The 19406-nt window shown below is 70.7% G+C and carries 18 protein-coding genes; 12 read left to right on the top strand and 6 right to left on the bottom strand.

The window, feature by feature from the left end; genetic code table 11:
- Nucleotide 1: 1 nt before the first annotated feature.
- Together BLS56_RS13520 and BLS56_RS13515 are read right to left on the bottom strand one after the other, a co-directional pair.
- The gene (locus BLS56_RS13520; RefSeq protein ID WP_091450355.1) at nucleotides 2-550 is read right to left on the bottom strand and encodes a Clp protease N-terminal domain-containing protein; all 549 of its coding nucleotides are present in this window, start codon (nucleotides 548-550) and stop codon (nucleotides 2-4) included.
- The gene (locus BLS56_RS13515; RefSeq protein ID WP_091450427.1) at nucleotides 551-760 is read right to left on the bottom strand and encodes a helix-turn-helix domain-containing protein; all 210 of its coding nucleotides are present in this window, start codon (nucleotides 758-760) and stop codon (nucleotides 551-553) included.
- Between the two features lie 65 nt (nucleotides 761-825).
- On the opposite strand from BLS56_RS13515, the gene BLS56_RS13510 reads away from it, so the two are divergent.
- The gene (locus tag BLS56_RS13510; RefSeq protein ID WP_091450354.1) at nucleotides 826-1644 is read left to right on the top strand and encodes a hypothetical protein; all 819 of its coding nucleotides are present in this window, start codon (nucleotides 826-828) and stop codon (nucleotides 1642-1644) included.
- A gap of 82 nt (nucleotides 1645-1726) precedes the next feature.
- Here BLS56_RS13510 and BLS56_RS13505 read toward each other — a convergent pair whose 3' ends face one another.
- Entirely contained in the window at nucleotides 1727-3043 is a 1317-nt protein-coding gene (locus BLS56_RS13505; RefSeq protein WP_091450353.1) for a UDP-glucose dehydrogenase family protein, read from the bottom strand.
- Between the two features lie 26 nt (nucleotides 3044-3069).
- Entirely contained in the window at nucleotides 3070-4464 is a 1395-nt protein-coding gene (locus BLS56_RS13500; RefSeq protein WP_228771608.1) for a glycosyltransferase family 4 protein, read from the bottom strand.
- A 207-nt stretch (nucleotides 4465-4671) separates the two neighbouring features.
- On the opposite strand from BLS56_RS13500, the gene BLS56_RS13495 reads away from it, so the two are divergent.
- Together BLS56_RS13495 and BLS56_RS13490 are read left to right on the top strand one after the other, a co-directional pair.
- Nucleotides 4672-5904 (top strand): MFS transporter, encoded by a 1233-nt coding sequence (locus tag BLS56_RS13495; protein WP_091450351.1) that lies wholly within the window; start codon nucleotides 4672-4674, stop codon nucleotides 5902-5904.
- Complete coding sequence (locus BLS56_RS13490) at nucleotides 5901-6860, top strand: TolB-like translocation protein (RefSeq protein WP_091450350.1); 960 nt, start codon at nucleotides 5901-5903, stop codon at nucleotides 6858-6860. The genes BLS56_RS13495 and BLS56_RS13490 overlap by 4 nt, the downstream gene beginning before the upstream one ends.
- Nucleotides 6861-6870: 10 nt before the next feature.
- Here the strand turns inward: BLS56_RS13490 and BLS56_RS13485 are convergent, their stop codons facing one another.
- Nucleotides 6871-8004 (bottom strand): right-handed parallel beta-helix repeat-containing protein, encoded by a 1134-nt coding sequence (locus tag BLS56_RS13485; protein WP_091450349.1) that lies wholly within the window; start codon nucleotides 8002-8004, stop codon nucleotides 6871-6873.
- Between the two features lie 247 nt (nucleotides 8005-8251).
- Between BLS56_RS13485 and BLS56_RS13480 the strand changes: the two genes are divergently transcribed.
- From BLS56_RS13480 to BLS56_RS13440, 9 genes are all read left to right on the top strand, one after another.
- Nucleotides 8252-9877, top strand: a complete 1626-nt coding sequence (locus BLS56_RS13480) for a hypothetical protein (protein ID WP_139190663.1) — start codon at nucleotides 8252-8254, stop codon at nucleotides 9875-9877.
- Between the two features lie 139 nt (nucleotides 9878-10016).
- Nucleotides 10017-11006 (top strand): hypothetical protein, encoded by a 990-nt coding sequence (locus BLS56_RS13475; protein WP_091450347.1) that lies wholly within the window; start codon nucleotides 10017-10019, stop codon nucleotides 11004-11006.
- Between the two features lie 2 nt (nucleotides 11007-11008).
- A complete protein-coding gene (locus BLS56_RS13470; RefSeq protein ID WP_091450346.1) occupies nucleotides 11009-12400 on the top strand; it encodes an O-antigen ligase family protein in 1392 nt (463 codons plus the stop codon).
- The gene (locus tag BLS56_RS13465; RefSeq protein ID WP_175482808.1) at nucleotides 12397-13857 is read left to right on the top strand and encodes a lipopolysaccharide biosynthesis protein; all 1461 of its coding nucleotides are present in this window, start codon (nucleotides 12397-12399) and stop codon (nucleotides 13855-13857) included. Before BLS56_RS13470 ends, BLS56_RS13465 begins: the two co-directional genes overlap by 4 nt.
- Nucleotides 13854-14666, top strand: a complete 813-nt coding sequence (locus BLS56_RS13460) for a glycosyltransferase family 2 protein (protein WP_091450344.1) — start codon at nucleotides 13854-13856, stop codon at nucleotides 14664-14666. Before BLS56_RS13465 ends, BLS56_RS13460 begins: the two co-directional genes overlap by 4 nt.
- A 66-nt stretch (nucleotides 14667-14732) precedes the next feature.
- Nucleotides 14733-15224 (top strand): SigE family RNA polymerase sigma factor, encoded by a 492-nt coding sequence (locus tag BLS56_RS13455; RefSeq protein WP_091450343.1) that lies wholly within the window; start codon nucleotides 14733-14735, stop codon nucleotides 15222-15224.
- An 8-nt stretch (nucleotides 15225-15232) separates the two neighbouring features.
- Nucleotides 15233-16120 (top strand): hypothetical protein, encoded by an 888-nt coding sequence (locus BLS56_RS13450; RefSeq protein WP_091450342.1) that lies wholly within the window; start codon nucleotides 15233-15235, stop codon nucleotides 16118-16120.
- 251 nt (nucleotides 16121-16371) lie between these two features.
- Nucleotides 16372-17562 carry a sensor histidine kinase gene (locus BLS56_RS13445; protein WP_228771607.1) on the top strand — a complete coding sequence of 397 codons (1191 nt, stop codon included), beginning with the start codon at nucleotides 16372-16374 and terminating at the stop codon, nucleotides 17560-17562.
- A 36-nt stretch (nucleotides 17563-17598) separates the two neighbouring features.
- The gene (locus tag BLS56_RS13440; RefSeq protein WP_228771606.1) at nucleotides 17599-18300 is read left to right on the top strand and encodes a response regulator; all 702 of its coding nucleotides are present in this window, start codon (nucleotides 17599-17601) and stop codon (nucleotides 18298-18300) included.
- 42 nt (nucleotides 18301-18342) lie between these two features.
- Here the strand turns inward: BLS56_RS13440 and BLS56_RS13435 are convergent, their stop codons facing one another.
- Nucleotides 18343-19386: a glycosyltransferase gene (locus tag BLS56_RS13435; RefSeq protein ID WP_091450340.1), complete on the bottom strand. Its 1044-nt coding sequence runs from the start codon at nucleotides 19384-19386 to the stop codon at nucleotides 18343-18345.
- Nucleotides 19387-19406: the final 20 nt, after the last annotated feature.

The raw sequence follows: 19406 nt of genomic DNA, 5'->3' as shown, positions 1-19406 counted from the left end.
GTCAGCTCGCGCGGGCCAGGTGAGCGCGCACGCCCTGGTAGGTGACGCCGAGAGAAGCGAGGGCGTCGGCGGCCGGGCCGCCGACGCGGAGGACGGCGAGCAGGACGTGCTCGTCTCCGATGCTCTTGTCGCCCAGGTCCAGTGCCTCGCGCAGGCTGTGTTCCAGGACCCGTTTGGCCTCGGCGCTGAACCGGACCCGCCACCGCGGGCCGAAGGTGCGCGGGCGCTTTCCGCCGCCTGCCAACGCGCCTTCGCCGTGGGTTTGCTCGACGGCCGCGACGACGGCGTCGACGTCGATGCCGAACTCGCCGAGAGCGGCGGCTTCCGCCTCGGTCAGGCCGCCGCGCCTGCGGGTCGCGGCGAGGGCCGCGCGGGTCGCCTCGGTGGTGACGGCGTGCTGGGCGAGGGCCGCGGCGCCCGGGGTGCCGTCCTGCCTGAGCAGGCCGAGCAGCAGGTGCTCGGGGCCGATCGCCGCCGTTCCCTCCGTCTCGGCGATGTGCACGCCGTCGCGGACGACGACGCGGGCCGCTTTGGTGAACCGCTCGAACATCTACTGCCTCCCGTGTTTCTTGTGCACGGCCTGCTTGCTCACCCCGAGTTCGGCCGCGATCTCCTGCCAGGACCATCCGTCGGCTCGCGCGCTGCGCACCTGCACCGCCTCCAACTGCTCCAGCAGCTTGCGGAGAGCGGCCACCGCGCGCAGGCCGACGCGGGGGTCGCGATCACCCGCCGCGCTCGCCAACTGGGTTGCTTCAGCCATGATGTCAACATAGGTTGACGACACCGGGGTTGTCAACTCAAGTTGACGAGGGCAGGATCGGGGCCATGCCGCAGATCACGATGGCCGAACAGCCCGGGGTCGGACTCGACGGCCTGCCGCGACCGAGCGAGGACGTGGTGGTCGTGCTGCCGGACGCGGTGATCCTGCTCGACGGCGCCACGTCCCTGCGCCCGGAGTTACCCAGCGGCGGCGCCTACGCGACCGACCTGGCCACCCAGTTCGCCGGGCGCCTGGCCACCGCGCCCGAGCTGGACCTGGCCGATCTGCTGGCGGGCGCGATCCGCGCGGTGGCGCGGGGCAACGGGTTCACCCCGGGCGCGAGCCCGGCGAGCACCGTCGCGGTGGTGCGCTGGGACGACGCGACCGTCGAGGCGCTGGTGCTGGCCGACAGCCCGGTGGTGGCGTTCCTGACGACCGGCATGGCGGTCGTTGAGGACACCCGGCTCCGCGAGGGCCCGGCAGGCTCTTACCGCGACCGCCTACGCGGCGGCGCCGGATACACCGACGAGCACGTGGCCGCCCTGCGCGAGTCGGCGCGGCAGACCTCGGCCCGGCGCAACCAGGAGGGCGGGTACTGGGTCGCCGAGGCCGTGCCCGCCGCCGCCCACCACGCGATCCGGGCGTCCTGGCCGCGCGCGGAGGTCACCTCGATCCTCATCGCCAGCGACGGCGTGTCCTGCGGAGTGGACGACTACGGCCTGTTCGACTGGCCCGCCGTCCGCGCCCTGGCCGCGGACCGCGGCCCGCACGCCGTCCTGGACGCCGTCCGCGCCGCCGAGACCTCCGACCCGGCGGGCATCCGCTGGCCCCGTGCCAAACCACACGACGACCAAGCCCTCGTGCACATCGACTTCACCGCATAGGCACCGGTCAGACTGTTCGACCGCGCCGAACCGCACGGCGACCAGGCCGTGGTGCTCATCGGCTGCGCCGCATGAGCGGCCGTCAGGGTTTGCCGATGCCGATCCACTCGAAGCCGACGCGGCGGGCCACCGCGGGGTCGAGCAGGTTTCGGGTGTCGACCACGATGGGCTTGCGGACCGACTCGGCGAGGCGGGCCCAGTCGAGGCCGCGGAACTCGGGCCACTCGGTGAGGACGATCAGGGCCTCGGCGTCCTTGGCCGCCAGGTAGGGGTCGTCCACGATGGTGATGCCCGCGAGGTCGGGGTGGCGGGCGTCGGGGCGCAGCGCGGGGTCGTAGCCGACCAGGTCGGCGCCCGCTTGGCGGAGCAGGGCCGCGACGGCCAGGGCCGGGGAGTCGCGCAGGTCGTCGGTGCCCGCCTTGAAGGTGAGGCCGAACAGGGCGAGGCGCGTGTGCGACAGCGACCCGCCCCGGCGCCCGGTCACCGCGAGGCGGACCTTCTCGACCATGCGCTGGCGCTGGCGGGTGTTGGTGTCGATGGTGGCGCGGATGAGGCGGAACTCGAAGTCCGCGGCGTCGGCGAGTTGCAGCATCGCCGAGGTATCCTTGGGCAGGCAGGAGCCGCCCCAGCCGGGGCCGGGCTGCAGGAACGCCTGGCCGATGCGCTTGTCGTAGCCCATGCCCTCGGTGACGTCGGTGATGTTCGCGCCGAGGCGGTCGCACAGTTCGGCGACAGCGTTGACATAGGACAGTTTCATCGCCAGGAAGCAGTTCGCCGCGTACTTGACCAGTTCGGCGCTCGGCGCGTCGGTAAGCACTGTCGGGGCGCCGAGTCGGGAGTAGAGGGCGGCGACGCGTTCCGCGGCGTCTTGCTTGCTGCCGCCGACGACTATCCGGTCCGGGTTGAGGAAGTCGTAGACAGCGCTGCCTTCGCGCAGGAATTCCGGGTTGGAGACCACGGCGACGTCGTCGCGGACCAGCAGTTCCTCGGTGCGCGCGGCGGTGCCCACCGGCACGGTGGATTTGTTGACCACGACACAGCCCGTGGGCAGCAGGTCGCGGACCTCTTCGACCACCGACTCCACGATGCTCAGGTCGGCGACGCCGCCGACGCCCATCGGGGTCGGGACGCACAGGAACATGACCTCGGGGCCGTTCTCGGCGTGCCGGACCGCGGCGGCCGCGCCCAGGACGAAGGTGAGCCGTCCCGCCGCGATGCCCTCGGCGACCAGTTCGGCCAGGCCCGGTTCGAGGATGTCGACCTCGCCGCGGGTGAGCCGCGCGACCTTGTCGGCGTCCACGTCCGCGCACACGACGTCGTGGCCCAGCGAGGCCAGGCACGCCCCCGTGGTCAACCCGACGTACCCGGTGCCGATCACGGCGATCCGTCGTACGAACATCGGTTTTCTCCCCTTGCGTCCGGAAGTCAGCTTGCCTGCGGGGCCGGGCCGTCGCGCGACTCGGACTGCGTCTCGGGCGCCATGATGCGAGTCGCGGCGAAGGCGCGCAACGCCGTGTCGTCGCGAAGATCGACAAGTTGGTTGCCCCAGCGGTCGGTCCCTGGCGCGAATCTGGCCTCTGCCTCGGGGTCGTCGTTCGGGAACGGGCCCGAGGAGGCGAAATCGAGGAGTTCGTCATAGACGCCCACGTACGCCTCGGCCTGCGGGCGCCAGTCGAGGACCTGCTCGGCGCGGCGCCTGCCCGCTGCGCCCAGTTCAGCGCGGCGGTCCGGGTCGTCGGCGAGGGCTACCACCGCGTCGGCAAGTCCGTCGCTGTCACCGGGTTCGACGTAGACGGCGCAGTCACCGCCGGAAACCACTGTTTCCGTGAGCCGGTAAGCGACAACAGGTAGCGCGTACGCCATGTACTCCATCGTCTTGTTCATTGTGGACACATCGTTGAGCGGGCTGCGCGGGTCGGGCGAGAGACCGATCGACGCGGCCGAGAGGTAGGTCGCGATCTGCTCGGGGCCGACGCGGCCGGTGAACTCCACGTACTCATCCAGCCCCAGGTCCGTGGACTGCCGCTTAAGGTCTTCCAAACAGTCGCCGAACCCGAGCAGGACGAACCGGAAATCTTTGCGGCCGTGGAAGTGCACGATCCGGCCGGCGGCCTCCAGCACACCGTCCACACCGTCCTGTGGGCCCATGATTCCCAGATAGGCCACCAGGTGTTCACCGCCGCGCAGTGGCGCGTCGCCCGCGTAGACCGGGCGCATGACCGAGGTGTCCGGGCCGGAGCGCACGACGGTCGTGTGCTCACGCTTGACGCCGCCTCGGTTGACGGCGATGTCTTGATAAGAGGTGTTGGTAGAGATCACTCTGTCCGCGGTGCGGAAAGTGCGGTGCTCCAGCCACTTCAGGATGGCCAACTGGATCTTGCCGGGCAGCTTCGTCGGCTCCCCGAAGCGCGACCGGAACACCTCGGGGTTGAGGTCGTGGTGGTCGAAGACGAACTTGACCCCGGTGAGCTTCCACGGCAGCGCGAGCGCCCAGTAGGTGTCCGGCGGGTTGCACGCCTGCATGACGTCGAACCGGGCGCGGCGGCGCACCTTGAGGGTGAGCCGGGCGGTGCGCAGCCAGCAGTAGACGAACTCCCGGGCATAGCCGAGCAGCCCGTCCGCCTGCTTGGGCGGGGCGTACTTGTGCAGGTGCACGCCGTCGAGCACCGCGTACGCGGGGTCGCCGGGCCCCTTGGGGCAGATCACCGACACCTCGTAGCCCGCGGCGGTGAGCGCCTGGCACTCCAGCCAGACCCGACGGTCGAGCGGGACCGGGAGGTTCTGCACGATGATCAGCACGTGCGGCCGCTGACGGCTCACAGGGACCTCTTCCTGGCGGGGGACCGACGGGTCTGTATTCGCTCGATTGGGCAGTTCGGTTACGGGCGGTATGAGTCGGCCCGAAAAACCGGCCGAGTTGCCCATCACAGATTCGGCCGACCGCCGGTTCTTGTTACACACCGTGGTCGTTCGCCGATACGGAGGTCGAAGCACCGCGGTCCGCGGGCTCGCTGCGGAGGTGTTCGGGTGTACGTCGCATCCACCAGGAGGACCAGCGCCCCACCCGGGGACGCGCGGCCCAGCCGGGTGCCGACCACGGTGCTGCTGCTGGGCACAGTGAGCCTGCTCACAGACATCTCCGCCGAGATGGTGACCGCGTACCTGCCGTTCTACGTCGTGTTCAGCCTGCAGATGAGCTACCTGCAACTCGGTCTGCTCGACGGGATCTACATCGGCGCGACCGCCGTCCTGCGCCTTGTCGGCGGGCACGTGGCCGACCGGGTGGGCAGGCACAAGGCGGTCGCGGTCGTCGGGTACGGGCTGTCCGCGGCCACCAAGCTCGCCTTCACCCCGATCGGCGCGTCGGCCGCCGGTCTCGGCGGGCTGATCGCGGTCGACCGCGCGGGCAAAGGCTTGCGGACCGCGCCGCGCGACGCGCTGATCTCCCTGGTCACCCCGGCCGACCGGCTCGGCGCGGCGTTCGGCGCGCACCGGGCGATGGACACCGTGGGCGCGATGATCGGGCCGCTGTCCACGTTCGCGGTCCTGACCTGGCTGACCACCCGGCCCGGCCCGATCTTCGTGATCAGCTTCTGCTTCGGCCTGCTCGGGCTCATCGTCCTGGTGTTCTTCGTGCGCCAGCCGCGACGGGAGCGGGTGCCGGGGCGCACGGTCACGCCGCGCGACACTCTGCGCCTGCTGCGGAATCGGCGGATGCGGCGCACGACCGTGGCGGCGGGCCTGCTCGGGCTCGCGACGATCTCCGACGCGTTCGTCTTCGTGATCCTGCAGAAGGTGTCCGGGGTGTCGACGGAGTGGCTGGTGCTGATGCCCGTCGGCACCGCAGTGACGTTCCTGCTCGCCGCCGCTCCGCTCGGGCGGCTGGCTGACCGAGTCGGGCGGTGGGCGATGTTCTTCGCCGGGCACGTGGTGCTGTTTGTCGTCTACCTGTTGCTTCTTGGGCCGTTTACCGGTGTGCCGTTAGCGCTGATTACCGTGGCTCTGCACGGGCTTTACTACGCTGCGACAGACGGCGTGCTGATGGCCCACGGTTCGACGTTGGTCCCGGAACACCTCCGGGCGGGCGGGCTGTCGATCGTGCAGACCGGTCAGGCGCTGGCGCGGTTCGGCTCATCTGTCTGCTTTGGACTGCTCTTGCAGCAGTTGGCGTTTACCGCGTCCGTGCTCATCGCCATCGGCGCACTCGGCGCCGCGCTCGTGGGCGTGTTCCTGCTTATCCGCCCGGAGGTCTCACGGTGAACTGGTTCGCGCGACACCGGATCGCGGCGGGCGTCGCCGCCATCGTGCTGGTCGTCGCGGCGGCGGTCTGGTACGTCGTGGCCACCGTGCGCGACCAGCGGGCGGTCGCGCACCAGCCGGGGGCGGCGGTGGCGGGCGGGCTGACGTTCGTGGACAACGCGGGCGGGCAGAACCTGGTCTCCGAACTCGCGCCCGACGGCACACGGACAACCGGGACGCTCAAGTGCCTGCGGGTCTACACGGCGGGCGGCACCACGGTTTGCCTGCGCATGGCCCTGCCCGGCGGCTACGAGGCCGCGGTTTTCGACGCGGCGGGCAAGGAACTGCGGACCGTGGCGCTGCCCGGCACGCCGAGCCGGGCGAGAGTGTCGGCGTCGGGGAAGATCGTGTCGTGGACGGTGTTCGTGACCGGCGACTCTTACCTAGCGCCGGGCGGATTCTCCACCCGGACCGGTGTGCTGGACCTGCGCTCGGGTGAGCTGGTCGAGTCGCTGGAAACCTTCGCGACGACCATCGACGGCGTGCCGGACGAGCGGGCCGACGAGAACTACTGGGGCGTCACCGTCGCCGCCGACGACCGCACGTTTTACGCCACCCTCGGCTCCGGCTCCACCACGTGGCTGGTCAAGGGCGACTTGGCGGCCAAGACCATGGCGACGGTCCGACAGTCGGCCGAGTGCCCCTCCCTGTCGCCAGACGAAACCCGGGTCGCCTACAAGAAACGCGGCGGGCGGCTCGGCGGCTGGCAGCTGTTCGTCCTCGACCTCGCTACCGGCCGCGAGACAGTGCTACCCGGCTCCGACGGGGTGGACGACCAGGCCGCCTGGCTGACTCCGGCCACCCTCGCCTATGCCAAAACTCCCCGAGACGGGGCACCCGCCATCTACGAGTCCCCCGCCGACGGCGCAGCCGAGCCGCGTGTCCTGGTCACCGGCGCCTCATCACCTTCCCCCTGACAATCCCCGCCTAGCCGGGTGGGGATAACTGGTTGCCGGTGGCGCTGAGGTTGTCGACCCAGCGGGCTATGCCGCCCGCGTCCAAGAGGACTTCGCCCCAGCCGCCGGTGGTGAGGCCGAAGCGGTTGTCGGTGATGACGGCGCCGGACATCGGGGCGCCCAGGCGGAGGATGTATCCGCCGCCCGACAGGTAGTTGCCGACTATCTGGAGGTTGGTGGAGGCGTAGCCGTCGCTGGGCATGATGAAGACGGCGGCGTTCTGGTGGGTGCCGTCGTAGGCCTTGCCGTCGGCGCTGATGTCGATGCGGTTGTGCTTGATCGACAGGTTCGGACCGCCGTAGTTCTGGATGCCGTCGTTGTGGGTGTTGTTGGGGTAGTCGCCCGCGCGGAGCATGTCGTGGATGTGGTTCTGCTCGATGGTGCTGTTTCCCGGGCCGTTCTGGATGCCGTCGGGGGTGCCGGAGATGTCGCAGCGGATGACCGTGACGGTGGCGTCGCCGTGGATGGCTCCGTTGCCCCATTGCGGGCCGGGCCACTGGGGGTCGGTGTAGGTGATGGTGGTGTCGCGGACGTCGATGTGGCCGCTGTTGCCGAGCAGGGGCGACCAGCTGAGGTGGTTGCCCTCGATGACCGAGTTCCGGATGGTCAGGGTGCCGGTGCCGCTGTACTCGATGCCGCCCTTGACGTGGACGTTCTCCAGGGTGACGTCGCCGCCGCCGAAGCGGAGGGCGCCGGAGTTCCACTGGGTGCCCGGTGGCGCGGTGGCTGGGCCGTCGACGACCTTGAGTTTCGCCCGGTCGCCGCGGTAGCCGACCTGGCCGGGTTGGGGGACGACGCCGGGGGCGAGGGCGTCGGAGACCAGCCGCGGAGTGGCGACGGCGGGGGGTTTGACGCTGGACGACGCGGCCGGTTCGGCGCTCGACACCGTGGTCGACGGCGGTGCGCTCGTGGTGGCCGTGGTCATGGTCGTCGTCGGCGCGGATGTGGGCGCCGGGGCGATGGTGGTGGTCATCGTGGGGAGGGTGGGCAGCGGGGGGATCGGCTTGCCCGCCAGGGGTTTGCAGCCCGCCACGAGGACCGCGATCGCGCCTGCCGCGAGGGCGACGCGAGCGGCCGCGCGGCGTCTGGGTAAGTGGTCGGACATAGGTTCCTTCCGGTCGCACTGTGCCGCCCCCTGCGGGACAGGAGTTCCCGCTGACACACCGGGCAAGCGCCCAACGGCACTCTATGCACATCGTTCGTTAGATCACAGCATGGTCACGGCACTACGTCGTAGCGGTCACGGTGCGTGTGACCCTCCCCTCTCGTCCCAGGGGTAGACGCTGAGTAACGATTCCTCCGGCGGCGCGATCCCAAGCCAGAGCACTTCCTTACCAAGCCGGGAGCCTGGGATGCGCACAAGCACCCGACCGACGCCAGCCAGCGGACGGCGCCAAGCCGTGCCGAGTCCGTGGCCGCGACCACCGGTCTGGCTCTCGGCGACCCTGCTGGCCTGCGCAATCGCCGCCATCCGGCTCGCTATGGTCGTCTTCGCGCCGTACGAGCGCGCGGTCGGCCTGTTCGACGACGACGCGTTCTACTACTTCGGCGTCGCCCGGCACATCGCGGGCGGCGACGGGTCGACGTTCAACGGCCTGGACCCCACGAACGGTTATCACCCGCTGTGGTTACTGGTCCTGGTTCCGGTGTTCTCGGTGGCGCAGGGTCACGCCGCCCTGGTGGTGGTGACCCTGGTCTCAGCCGGGTTGGCGGTCGCGTCCGCGCGGCAACTGGACCGGATCGGGAAGCTGACCGGGCGGCCGGTGCTGACGCTGGTCTTCGCCGCGCCGCTGCTGGTGGTCGGGGCCGCGGGGCCGTCGTTCTGGTACTCCGGGATGGAGACCGGCCTGCTGCTGTTCGCGCTGCTCTGGCTCGCGGCGACGTACCTGCGCACCGACGGCTTCACCGCGGAGCGGTTCGGGCCGGGGCACGCGCGGATGGCGGGGGCGCTCATGGCGCTGGCCGTGCTCGCGCGGTTGGACACGGTGTTCCCCATGGCCGTGCTCGGCGTGCTGTCGGCGGGCATGTGGGCGCGGGCGGGCCGACCGTGGCTGCGGCTGTCGTTGTGGCTGGCCGCGTATCCGGCGATCGCGCTTGCCGTCTACATGTCAGTCAACGTGGCGCTGTTCGACACCGCACTACCGGTCTCCGGACAGGCGAAAGCGCTGGGCGGTACGGCGTTCAACGTCGATGTCATACGGCAGTTCTTGTCGTCGCCGGTGCTCTTCGGCCAGTCCACCTGGCTCGGCGCGATCGGCTTGGTGGTGGTCGGCGCCGCGTTGGCCAGTCGGGTGAGCGGTCGGCTGGGTCACTCGGCCCGGTACGGCGCGGTCATATTGGCGGGCGGAATGCTCACTGTCGGTTACTACGCGGTGACCTCGTCCTGGCAGCTGTGGCCCTGGTACTTCTCGGCGGCGCCACTGGCCATCGCGCTCGCCGGTCCGGCCATGGCCGCCCGGTGGAAGACGCCCGCGCGGCGGCTTCTCGCCGCGGCGCTGGTCCTGCTGGTGGTCGCGACGGTCGGCGCCAACGCGGTGCGCGCGACCGGTGGCGGCGTCGCCCGCTCGGCGTTCATCGAGGCGGGGCCACGGGTGGCGGCGCAGATCGACGCGCTGCTGCCGCTGGGCGAGCCGATCGCCATCGGCGACCGGGCGGGCAGCCTCGGCTACCACCTCAACCGGCCGGTGGTGCACCTGGAAGGCCTGGTCAACTCGGCCGCGCACCTCGACGCGATGCGCACCGGACGGGTGGCGGAGTTCCTGGCCATGCGCGGTGTCGTGCTCTACGCGCGCGGCGACGCCGAGCCGGGCGACCCCGATCCGACGCACCCCGGTTGCGTTCGGTTCACCGAGCCGCAGCAGGGCGGCGGCACCAAGGCGCGGATAGTGGTCTGTGAGCGGGACCTCCTGCTCACAACCCCGCTGGGCGACGGCACGTCCTACCGCGTGTGGCGTTACCGTGCGAACCTTGCCGGATAGAGCTGGACCTTCGTCCGGTTGGTCGAACGGGCCAGCACAGGGGATCACATGGAGTAACGACTTTTCTTGTGATCACGATTGACCAAGAAGTAGGCAGCCGGACCTGTTGCTCGGCGATACGTCGTGTGTTGGGGCGCAGATGGACTTCTGGAAGACACTGCTTGTACTGCTCAAGCGGTGGTATGTGGCGCTCCCCGTGTTCGTGGTGACCGTCGGCGCGGCAGGCGCGGTCTACGCTGCCGCGCCGCTGCACTACGAGTCGACTGGCGTGATTGTGCTGACCTCGCCGTCCAGCGGGCCCACCAGCAGCGCGGACAAGGTCAGCGGCCAGACCAACCCGCTGCTGGCGTTCGAGAGCAGCCTGGCCATCTCGGCCTCGATCATGGTCCAGAGCATCAACACCCCCGAGGTCGTCAAGCAGCTTGGGGCGGACAAACCGGACCACACGTTCGTGCTCATCGGCGGGTTCGAGGGCAGCCCGTTCATCAGCGTGAAGACCGAGAGCGTGTCCGAGCAGGGCGCGCGCGACCTGGTGGTCCAGGTCCTCGACCGGGCCAAGAAGGAACTGACGAAACGGCAGGAGGCGCTCAACGCGCCGCCGAGCACGTTCATCGGCGTCGACGACGTGGTGCCGCCGACCGAGCCGGAGCCGCTGCGCGGGAGCAAGCTGCGCGCGGCGGCCGTCGCGCTGGCGCTGGCCCTGGTGGCCAGCCTCAGCACGGTTTTCGCCGTGGAGAGCTACCAGAACCGGCGCCGCAAGCGCAGCGGCGGCGAGGGCGGCGACCAGCCCGGCGATCACCTCGGCGACCTGCCAGGAGACGAGCCGACGCCCGCCGGGGACCGCCGGGCAGCCCGGACGCCCGCGCACGCGCGGGACGAGCGGCTGCCCGCTTCGGTGGCCGAGCGCACTCAGCGGGTGCGGCCCGCCGAGGTCGGCGGCCGGTCCACGCCCGCGATTCCCGGAGCCCCGGCAACGGCCGCGAACCGTGGCCCGGTTAACGGCAAGCCGGTAAGCGGCGGTGCGGCGACCGGTAGCGCTACCGGTGGCAGGAGGCCGGGCCCGTGGCCGACGGAGGAGTACCGCGAGCCGCCCACGGTGCGCGTGCAGCCGCCCGATCCACGAAGCTGACCATGGTCCCCGATCATCTCGGCGGCAAGCAGCAGGCCGACGGCGCGACGCTGGCCTGTGTGTACGCGTTGGCCATGACGATGATCCCGGCCGCGCTGGTGCTCAAGGGAATGCCGATGGCGATCACCCCGGGCATGGCCATCGGCCTGGTGATGGGCGTGCTGTGGTTCTGCGCCCAGCTGGTCACCACTCTCGGCGTCGCCAAGGGCCGCAACGCGGCGCGGACCGCCTTGTTCCTCTTCGCCTGTTCGCAGCTGGCGACCTACGGTTACGCCACTTACGGCTACCTGCCGCCGGATGAGCTGGCCGCCGCCGACCGCACGCTGATCACCTTGCTGGCGGTCATCTCGGTCGGCATCGCGGCCTGCGACGGGGTGCGCGGCCTGGCCAGGATCGACCGGCTGCTCAAGACCATGGTCGCCGGCGCGACGTTCATGGCCGTCGTCGGCATCCTGCAGTTCATGGCGGGCCTGGACCTGACCCAGTACCTGATGCCGCCGGGCCTGCGGCCCAACGGCGAGATGTCCTACGTGCTGGAGCGGTCGAACTTCCGCAGGCCCGCGGGCACGGCGGGGCATCCGATCGAGTTCGGCGTGGTGTGCGCGATGGCCGTGCCGCTGGCGCTGCACTACGCGCTGCGCGGGATGGACCACGGCGGGCCACACCGGCGGTGGTGGCTGTGCCTGGCGATTCTCGCGGTGGCTTCGATGCAGTCGCTGTCGCGCTCCGCGGTGCTGGCGCTGGCGATCGCGGCGATCTTCATCATTCCGGCGATGACCCCCAAACGCCGGGTGCGGGCACTGCTCGGCATCCTGCTGTTCGTCGGCGCCATGCGGGTCGTGGTGCCCGGCCTGGTGGGCACGCTCTACAGCCTGTTCACCAGCATCAGCGTCGACCCGAGCGCGGAAAGCCGCAGACGGGCCGTCGAGCGGGCGGGCTCGGAGATCGCCGAGCACCTGGTGCTCGGCCGGGGCATGGGCACCTACCTGCCGGAGAAGTACGGCTGGCTGGACAACCAGTACCTGGGCACGCTGGTGCAGAACGGCGTCGTCGGCCTGGTGCTGCTGATCTTCCTCTACCTCGCGGGCATGTACTGCGCGTTCCGCGCGCGGCTGGCGAGCAAGGACCCGAGGGTGCGTGACCTGGGCGTGACCATCGCCGCGTGCATCGCGGTTCCGGGCATCTCATCGGCGACCTTCGACCTGATCGGGTTCGCCGTCGCCACCGGTTACACGTTCCTGCTCGTGGGTGTCGCCGGGGCGTTGTGGCGGACAGTGCAAGAGCAACCGGGTGGTGTGCCGCCGTTGCTTGGCGAGCCACTGCAACGGGGAAGGCGTCCGCAGCGACACCCCCACCGACGATCCGCGCCGCACAGAACCGAGGTATCCGCGTGACCACAGACGCCCCCGAGGCGCCGCAGGGTGTCGCGGTCGGCGGGAAGGTGGGCCGGGGCGCGCTCTGGAGCCTGCTGAACACCGTCGTGCTGCGGCTGGGCACGCTGGTCGCGGGCATCGCGCTCGCCCGCATCCTTAGCCCGGCCGACTACGGCGTGTTCGCCGTGGCGCTGGTCGCGGTGACGCTGCTGCAGGCGTTCAACGAGCTCGGCGTCAGCCTGGCGCTGGTCCGCTGGGAGCGCGACGTGCGCGAGTTCGCGCCGACGGCGATGTCGATCGCGGTCGGCGCCTCCAGCGCGCTGTACGCGCTGGTGTGGTTCGGCGCGCCCGCGTTCTGCGAGCTGATGGGCAGCCCGGACGCGGTGACCGTGGTGCGGGTGCTGTGCCTGGCCGTGGTGTTCGACGGGATCGCGGTCGTCCCCGCGGCGATCCTGAACCGGGAGTTCTTGCAGCGCACCAGGTTCCTGTGCGACGCCGCGGCGTTCGTCGTGGTGACCAGCGTGACGATCTCGCTGGCGCTGGCGGGCGCCGGGCCGCTGAGCTTCGCGGTCGGGCAGATCGCGGGCAACGTGGTGTCGGTCGGCTGCTATCTGGCGCTGTGCCCGGTGCGGGTGCGGCCGGGCTGGGACCCGGTGGTGGCGCGCGAGCTGGTCCGGTTCGGGCTGCCGCTGGCCGCGGCGAGCCTGTTGGTGCTCTCGGTGACCAATGTGGACAAGATCGTCGTGGGGTCGCTCGCCGACGAGGTCGCGCTCGGGCTCTATGTCATGGCGTTCAACCAGTCGAGTCTGCCGCTCCAGGTGTTCTCCGAGGCCGCGCGGCGGGTGTCGCTGGCCGGGTTCTCCCGGTTGGCGCACGACAAGAGGCAGCTGGAACAGGCTCTTGCGCGCGGGGTGGGGCTGCTGATGGCCGCATCGATCCCGGTGTGCGTGCTGCTCGCCTGCTACGCCGCGCCGATGCTGCACGTGGTCTACGGCGCGAAGTGGACGCCTGCCGCGGTGGCGTTGCAGGTGCTGGCGGTGCTGGGCCTGCTGCGGATTCTGCTGTTCATCGGCTACGACCTGCTGGTCGCGCTGGACGGCAACCGGGTGCTGATCGGGTTGCAGGCGCTGTGGCTGGGCACGATGCTGCCCGCGCTGGTCGTCGGCACGCGCATGGACGGCATCCGGGGCGCGTCGATCGCGCAGGCGGCGGTGGCGGCGCTGGTCGTGCTGCCCTCGTTCGCGTGGGTGGTGCGCAGGCGCGGGCTGCGGCTGCTGCCGTCGGTGCTCGCCTGCCGCAGGCCGGTGGTGGGCGGGCTGCTGGTGGCCGCCTCCGCTGTCTTGGTGCACTACCTGTTCGACGACATGTTCGCGAAACTCCTGATCGGCGGCCTGGTGGCCGTCGCCGTCTACCTTCCGGTGGTGTACCCGATGCGTGCCCTGCTGCCTGGCCGTTCCGGTGCGGAGGCGGCCGCGTGACCGCGCCGACGAAAGACCGCAACGGCGTGTCCGCGACCGTCCGCCGCGCCCTGCGCGACGCGTTCGGGCTCTGGCCGATGCACGAGGCGAAGACCCGGCTGGCCCTCGGTCGGCGGGTGCCCGCGCTGCGGGCGTTCGAGGACGCCGAGGTGGCCCGGCTGCGCGCGGTGGTCGGCGCGCGGCCCGCGTCTCTCGTGACGACGGTAATGCCGACTTACCGGCGCCCGGAACTGCTACCGGCGGCGGTCGAGTCGGCGTTGGCGCAGACGGTGACAGACCAGACCGTGATCGTGGTAGACGACGGCGGCGGGCTGCCCGCGCTGCCCCAAGACCCGCGCTTGGTCGCGGTGAGCCTGTCGCGCAACTCCGGCGTGCTGGGTTTGGTGCGCAACGTGGGAATCCGGCTAACGGATTCGCGGTACCTGGCTTTCCTGGACGACGACAACACCTGGCGCGAAGACCACCTAGAGCACACTCTGCGCGCTCTTAGCCGTGGCGCGGACCTGGTGTACTCGGCCGTCGAACGCCGCCGCGGGGACGGCACGGTCCTCGACGTGCTGTCCGAGCCGTTCGATCGCAAGACCCTGGTGGACGACTCACCGTACGTGGACTCCAACTCGATCGTGCTGCGCCGCTCGCCCGATGTGCTGTTCAGCCGCATTCCCCGGGTGAAGGCGACGCTGCCGAAGGAAGACTGGGAGTTCGTCCACCGCATGTCGAAGCGGCGCGTGGTCGAGCACGTGCCCGAGCCGACCGTGCGCTACCTGGTGAACGAGGCCAGCTACTACACCCAGTGGCGGGCCTGCTGAATCTCGTGCAACCCCCGGGGCGGCGGCGCGCGTGACTATCCCGTAGCTACGCACCCAGGGGGTTTGATGGACGACCGGGACCAACGCTTCGCCGAGTACTTCGCGGCGCGGTCGGAAGCCATGCGCGGCACGGCGTACCTGCTGTGCGGCGACTGGCACCGCGCGGAGGACTTGGTGCAGACCGCGTTCATCAAGCTCTACCGCGTGTGGAACCGGATCTCCGGGCACGACCGGCTCGACGCCTACACCCGGCAGATCCTCGTCCGCGCCTTCATCGACGAGACCCGCACGGGGTTCTTCCGCCGAGAAGAGGTGACCGACGAGCCCACCGACCTGGCTGCCGGGCAACCGGGCAGCCCGGAAGACCGGCTGGTTCTCCTGCGGGCACTGGCCAGAGTGCCCGCACGGCAGCGCGCCGCACTGGTCCTGCGGTACTGGGAAGACCTCTCGCTCGAACAGACCGCGCAGGCGCTCGGCTGCTCCACGGGCACGGTGAAGAGCCAGACGTCCCGTGGCCTGGCCCACCTGCGTGAACTGCTTCCCGTTCCCACTGTCTGAGAGGACCCATGGACGAGCAGAACTTCCGCCACGCCTTGCGCGGGGCGATGAACGACACCCCGACCCCACCTCCGATGCACGCCGACGACGTGCTCGACGCCGCGAAGCGCGCCGAGCGCAAGCGCAAGGCGCTGTGGGCGGGCGGAGGCAGCGCCGCCGCCGTCACGCTGATCGCGGCCGCCGCCGTGGTGCTGACCGCCAACGGCGTGGGCAGCGACACCGTGAACCCGGCGGCAGGCCCGTCGATCCAGCCGACCTCGACCGCCCAGGTGACCTCGTCGGCCCCGGCTCCCACGTCGGTCCAGGTCACCCAGGAACCGCCCAAGGACACCGAGCCGGTCTTCCCTGACGGCCAAACCGACCGCACGGCGACCTCCGGCCCGCAGGCCGACAAGAGCGCCGCGCTGCTGGACGTGCTGGCCGCGGCCATCCCGGCGGGCATGACCGCGCCGGTGGACCTCAAGCCGGTCACCGACGAACTGCACGGCCCGCTGCGCAACCACCAGTCGCAGGTCTCCGACAACGAGGGCAAGGTCTGGGAGTACCAGGCGATGCTCCCGGTGGGCGTCAACGGGAAGTGGGGGAAGCTGCTGATCGAGGTGCACCCCGGCGGAAGTCCCCTGGAAGACTGCGAACTGACCAAGAGCTTTTGGGGCATGGGCGGCAAATGCGGCCCGGTCGTGGTCAACGGCACCACGGTAGGCGTCGTCACCCAACCCGCCCGCGAGAGCGGATTGGACCAGTGGACGGCCTACAAGCACCCGGACGGCACCGTGGTGTTCCTCGCCCAGGCGGCCTCGTACGCCTACACCGGCCTGCCCGGCCTGGACGCCTTACCGCTCACCGTCGACCAGCTCGCGGCCTTGGCCACCGACCCGAAGTTCCTGGTCAAGTGACCCATGCCGAGCGGCGGTCCCCCAACCGCCGCTCGGCTCCCCCCTCCAGGGCTCCCGTCGTCTCCTGTGGACACTCCGGGCGACTCACAGGGACAAGGTTATGCGTGCCACGCGGGAAAAGCGTCGGTCCTGGGTTGCGACATCGGCTACCCCGGGTGGGATACGTCCGCCGTGGGGATAAACCTGCGCGGTATACGAGGTCCACTGCCAGTACGACGCGGTGCTGTGGCGGGCGACTTACCATGCGGGGGGTGTTCAGCGAAAGCGCCGTTCTGCGCGGCTTGGGGCGGCGTGGGCCGTGGCTGTTCGACGCGGTGATCGCGGTGGCGACGACGGGGCTGGCCTGGGTGGTGGGCAGCCAGTACTTTCCCGACCCGTGGGGGCCCGACCTGCTGGCGTACGCGTTGACGGCCGCGGTGTTCCTGCCGCTGGCCGCGCGGCGGGCGGCTCCGGTGGCGGTGATGGCGGCTTCCACGGGGGCGCTCGCGGCCTACCTCGCCGCCGGTTACGACCAGCTGGCGCTCAACTTCTGGGGGCCGCTTCTCGCGCTGTACACCGTCGCCTCGATGCGGCCGCCGCGGGTGACGGGGGCGTGCCTGGTCGCGGTGGCGCCGGTCTTGTTCTGGAGCGGGACGGTTTCCGGGCTGTCCCTGCCCATCGCCCTCGCCGAGACCCTGCTGCTGCCCGCGACGGCCTGGGCGTTCGGCGAGACCGGCCGCAAACTGGCCGACCGCAACGAGCGGCTGGCCGCGGTCACCGAGCAGCTGCGCGCCGAGCAACGCAAGCGCACCGAACAGGCGATCGTCACCGAGCGCCTGCGCATCGCCCGGGAACTGCACGACGTGGTGGCGCATCACATGTCGGTGATCGCCATGCAGACCGGCCTGGCCAGCTACGTCCTCGACGCCGACCCGGACACCGCCCGCACCGCCTTGAACGTCGTCAGCGGCACGAGCCGCGAGGCGCTGGACGAGATGCGGCACATGCTGGACCTGCTGCGCGCCTCCGACGACCCCGGAGCCGACGTTGACGGCGACTCCCAGCAGCCCGCACCCGGGCTCGACGGTCTCGACGACCTGATCAGCCGGGTGCGCGCCGCGGGCGTCGAGGTCGAGTCGACCGTCGTCGGGACACCGCGACCGCTGCCGTCCGGCCTGCAGCTGACGGTGTACCGGGTGATCCAGGAGGCGCTGACGAACGTGCTCAAGCACGGCGGCCAGTGCCGGGCCTGGGTTTCGGTAACGTGGCATCCTCGGCAGGTGGTGGTGCGGATCGACGACGACGGCACGCAGGCGGGCGACCCGGCCCCCGGCGGGCACGGCGTGATCGGTATGCGCGAGCGCGCCCGGCTCTACGGCGGCACGCTCACCGCGGGCTCCGCGCCCGAGGGCGGCTTCGCCGTGCGGCTCACCCTGCCCACGCCGGAGCCGCTGAGCACCTAGGCGCCCGGCCGGGACAGCAGGGGGAAGGGGACAACCGTGCCGATCACGGTGCTCGTCGTCGACGACCAGGCACTCATCCGGGCAGGCCTGACCGCGCTGCTCCGCGCCGCCCCCGACATCGAGGTGGTCGGCGAGGCCAAAGACGGCGAAGAGGCCATGGCCCAGGCCGCGGCACTGCGCCCAGACGTCATCCTCATGGACATCCGTATGCCCGGCGTCGGCGGCATCACCGCCACCAAGCGAATCCTCGCCACCGGCTCCCCCGCCCGAATCCTGGTCCTCACCACCTTCGACCTGGACGACTACGTCTACGAAGCCCTCAGCGCGGGCGCGGCGGGCTTCGTCCTCAAGGAAATCGAGCCCGCCCGCCTGCTCGCGGCGATCCACACCGTCGCCACCGGCGACACCCTGTTCGCCCCCACCGTCACCCGCCGCCTCATCGAGGCCTACCTCCACCAGCAAAGCCCGCCCGGCCCCACTCCCGCCCACGACCTCGGCTGCCTCACCGCCCGAGAACGAGAAGTCCTCCAACTGGTGGGAACCGGCATCGGCAACGCCGAGATCGCCCAACGCCTGGTCGTCAGCGAGGGCACCGTGAAGACGCACCTGAACCGGGTGATGACGAAACTGGACCTGTCCAGCCGAGCCCAAGCCGTGGTCACCGCCTACGAAACCGGCCTGGTCGTGGCCCGGTCGACCGGCAACGGCATCCCCCGAAGACCCCCACCGCAACACTGAGGGGCGCCAGGCGCGAGCCCCGGCACGCCAAGCGCGACCGAATCAGATCCCGCTGCGCTGCCAGCGGAGTTCGCGGACATGCTGCCGGACCCGACGGGCCGGAGCGGTCAGGACCAGCGGCGACAGAACCCGGGCGCGCCGAGCCCCCAAGCGCTTGCGGAGGCGCAAGGTGTGCCATTCGGGCAGAGAATCGATTTCGCCGTAGGACTCGCGGGCGAAGTCCACCAACTCCTCCACCGGGTCGATCTCCACCCGGCCCTTGTCGAACGCGCGGCCTGCCCGACGGAGAGCATCCCTGGCGAGGACTCGGCGCACCTGCCGGTCCAGTTCGGACTTGTCCGCGAGCGGATTGTCGGGCCGATCGGTGATCGCCGTGTAGGCGGCAAGGCGCTGGCGCAGGTCGGCGACCACAGAAGCGTAGTAGGCAGCGGACATATTCTGCCCGTGAACGCGGTAATAAGCCTGATCCACCCCGCGCAGATAACCGACGTCGGCGTGCAAAGCGAACCGCATCCACATCTCGATATCGCCGGTGTGCCGCAACTCCGGGTCGTAACCGCCGAGCTTCCGCTGTAGAGAAGTCCGGACGACCACCTCCGGAGAGGTGATACACCCATCGCCGAGAGCGAACCTGCGACGCAGCCACGAATGTCCCTTGTAGACAGTCCAGCCCCGGTCTTCCGTCCGGGCCAGGGGCAGCGGTTCCGAGCCGTCCCAGTGCAGCGGGCGCCCGTACACGAAGCCGACGTCCGGGTGGGCGTCCATCAGCCGAGCGGCCCGGCCGAGGGCGCCGGGAGTGAGGGCGTCGTCCGCGGACAGCAGCGCGCAGTAGTCCGCCGACGCCCACTCCAGCAGGCCCTCGTTGTAGGTGGCGATGTGTCCCTTGTTCTGGACGTGCTCGACCACCCGCACCCGACTGTCCACATCAGACAACGCGCGGGCGATGTCGGCGCTGCCGTCGCCGGACGCGTCGTCGATCACGAGCACCCGGACGTCGACGTCCGGCTGGTCGAGCACGCTGCGCACGGCGGTCGGCAGCACCGACCCGTACTTGTAGCACGGGATGACCACATCGACGCTGGCCACTGTCTAGCCCCCTCGGATCA

Source organism: Actinokineospora iranica (genome assembly GCF_900101685.1).
GTDB lineage: Bacteria > Actinomycetota > Actinomycetes > Mycobacteriales > Pseudonocardiaceae > Actinokineospora > Actinokineospora iranica.
Note: the sequence above shows the minus strand (reverse complement) of the source record. Positions and strands in the feature narration are given on the sequence as shown.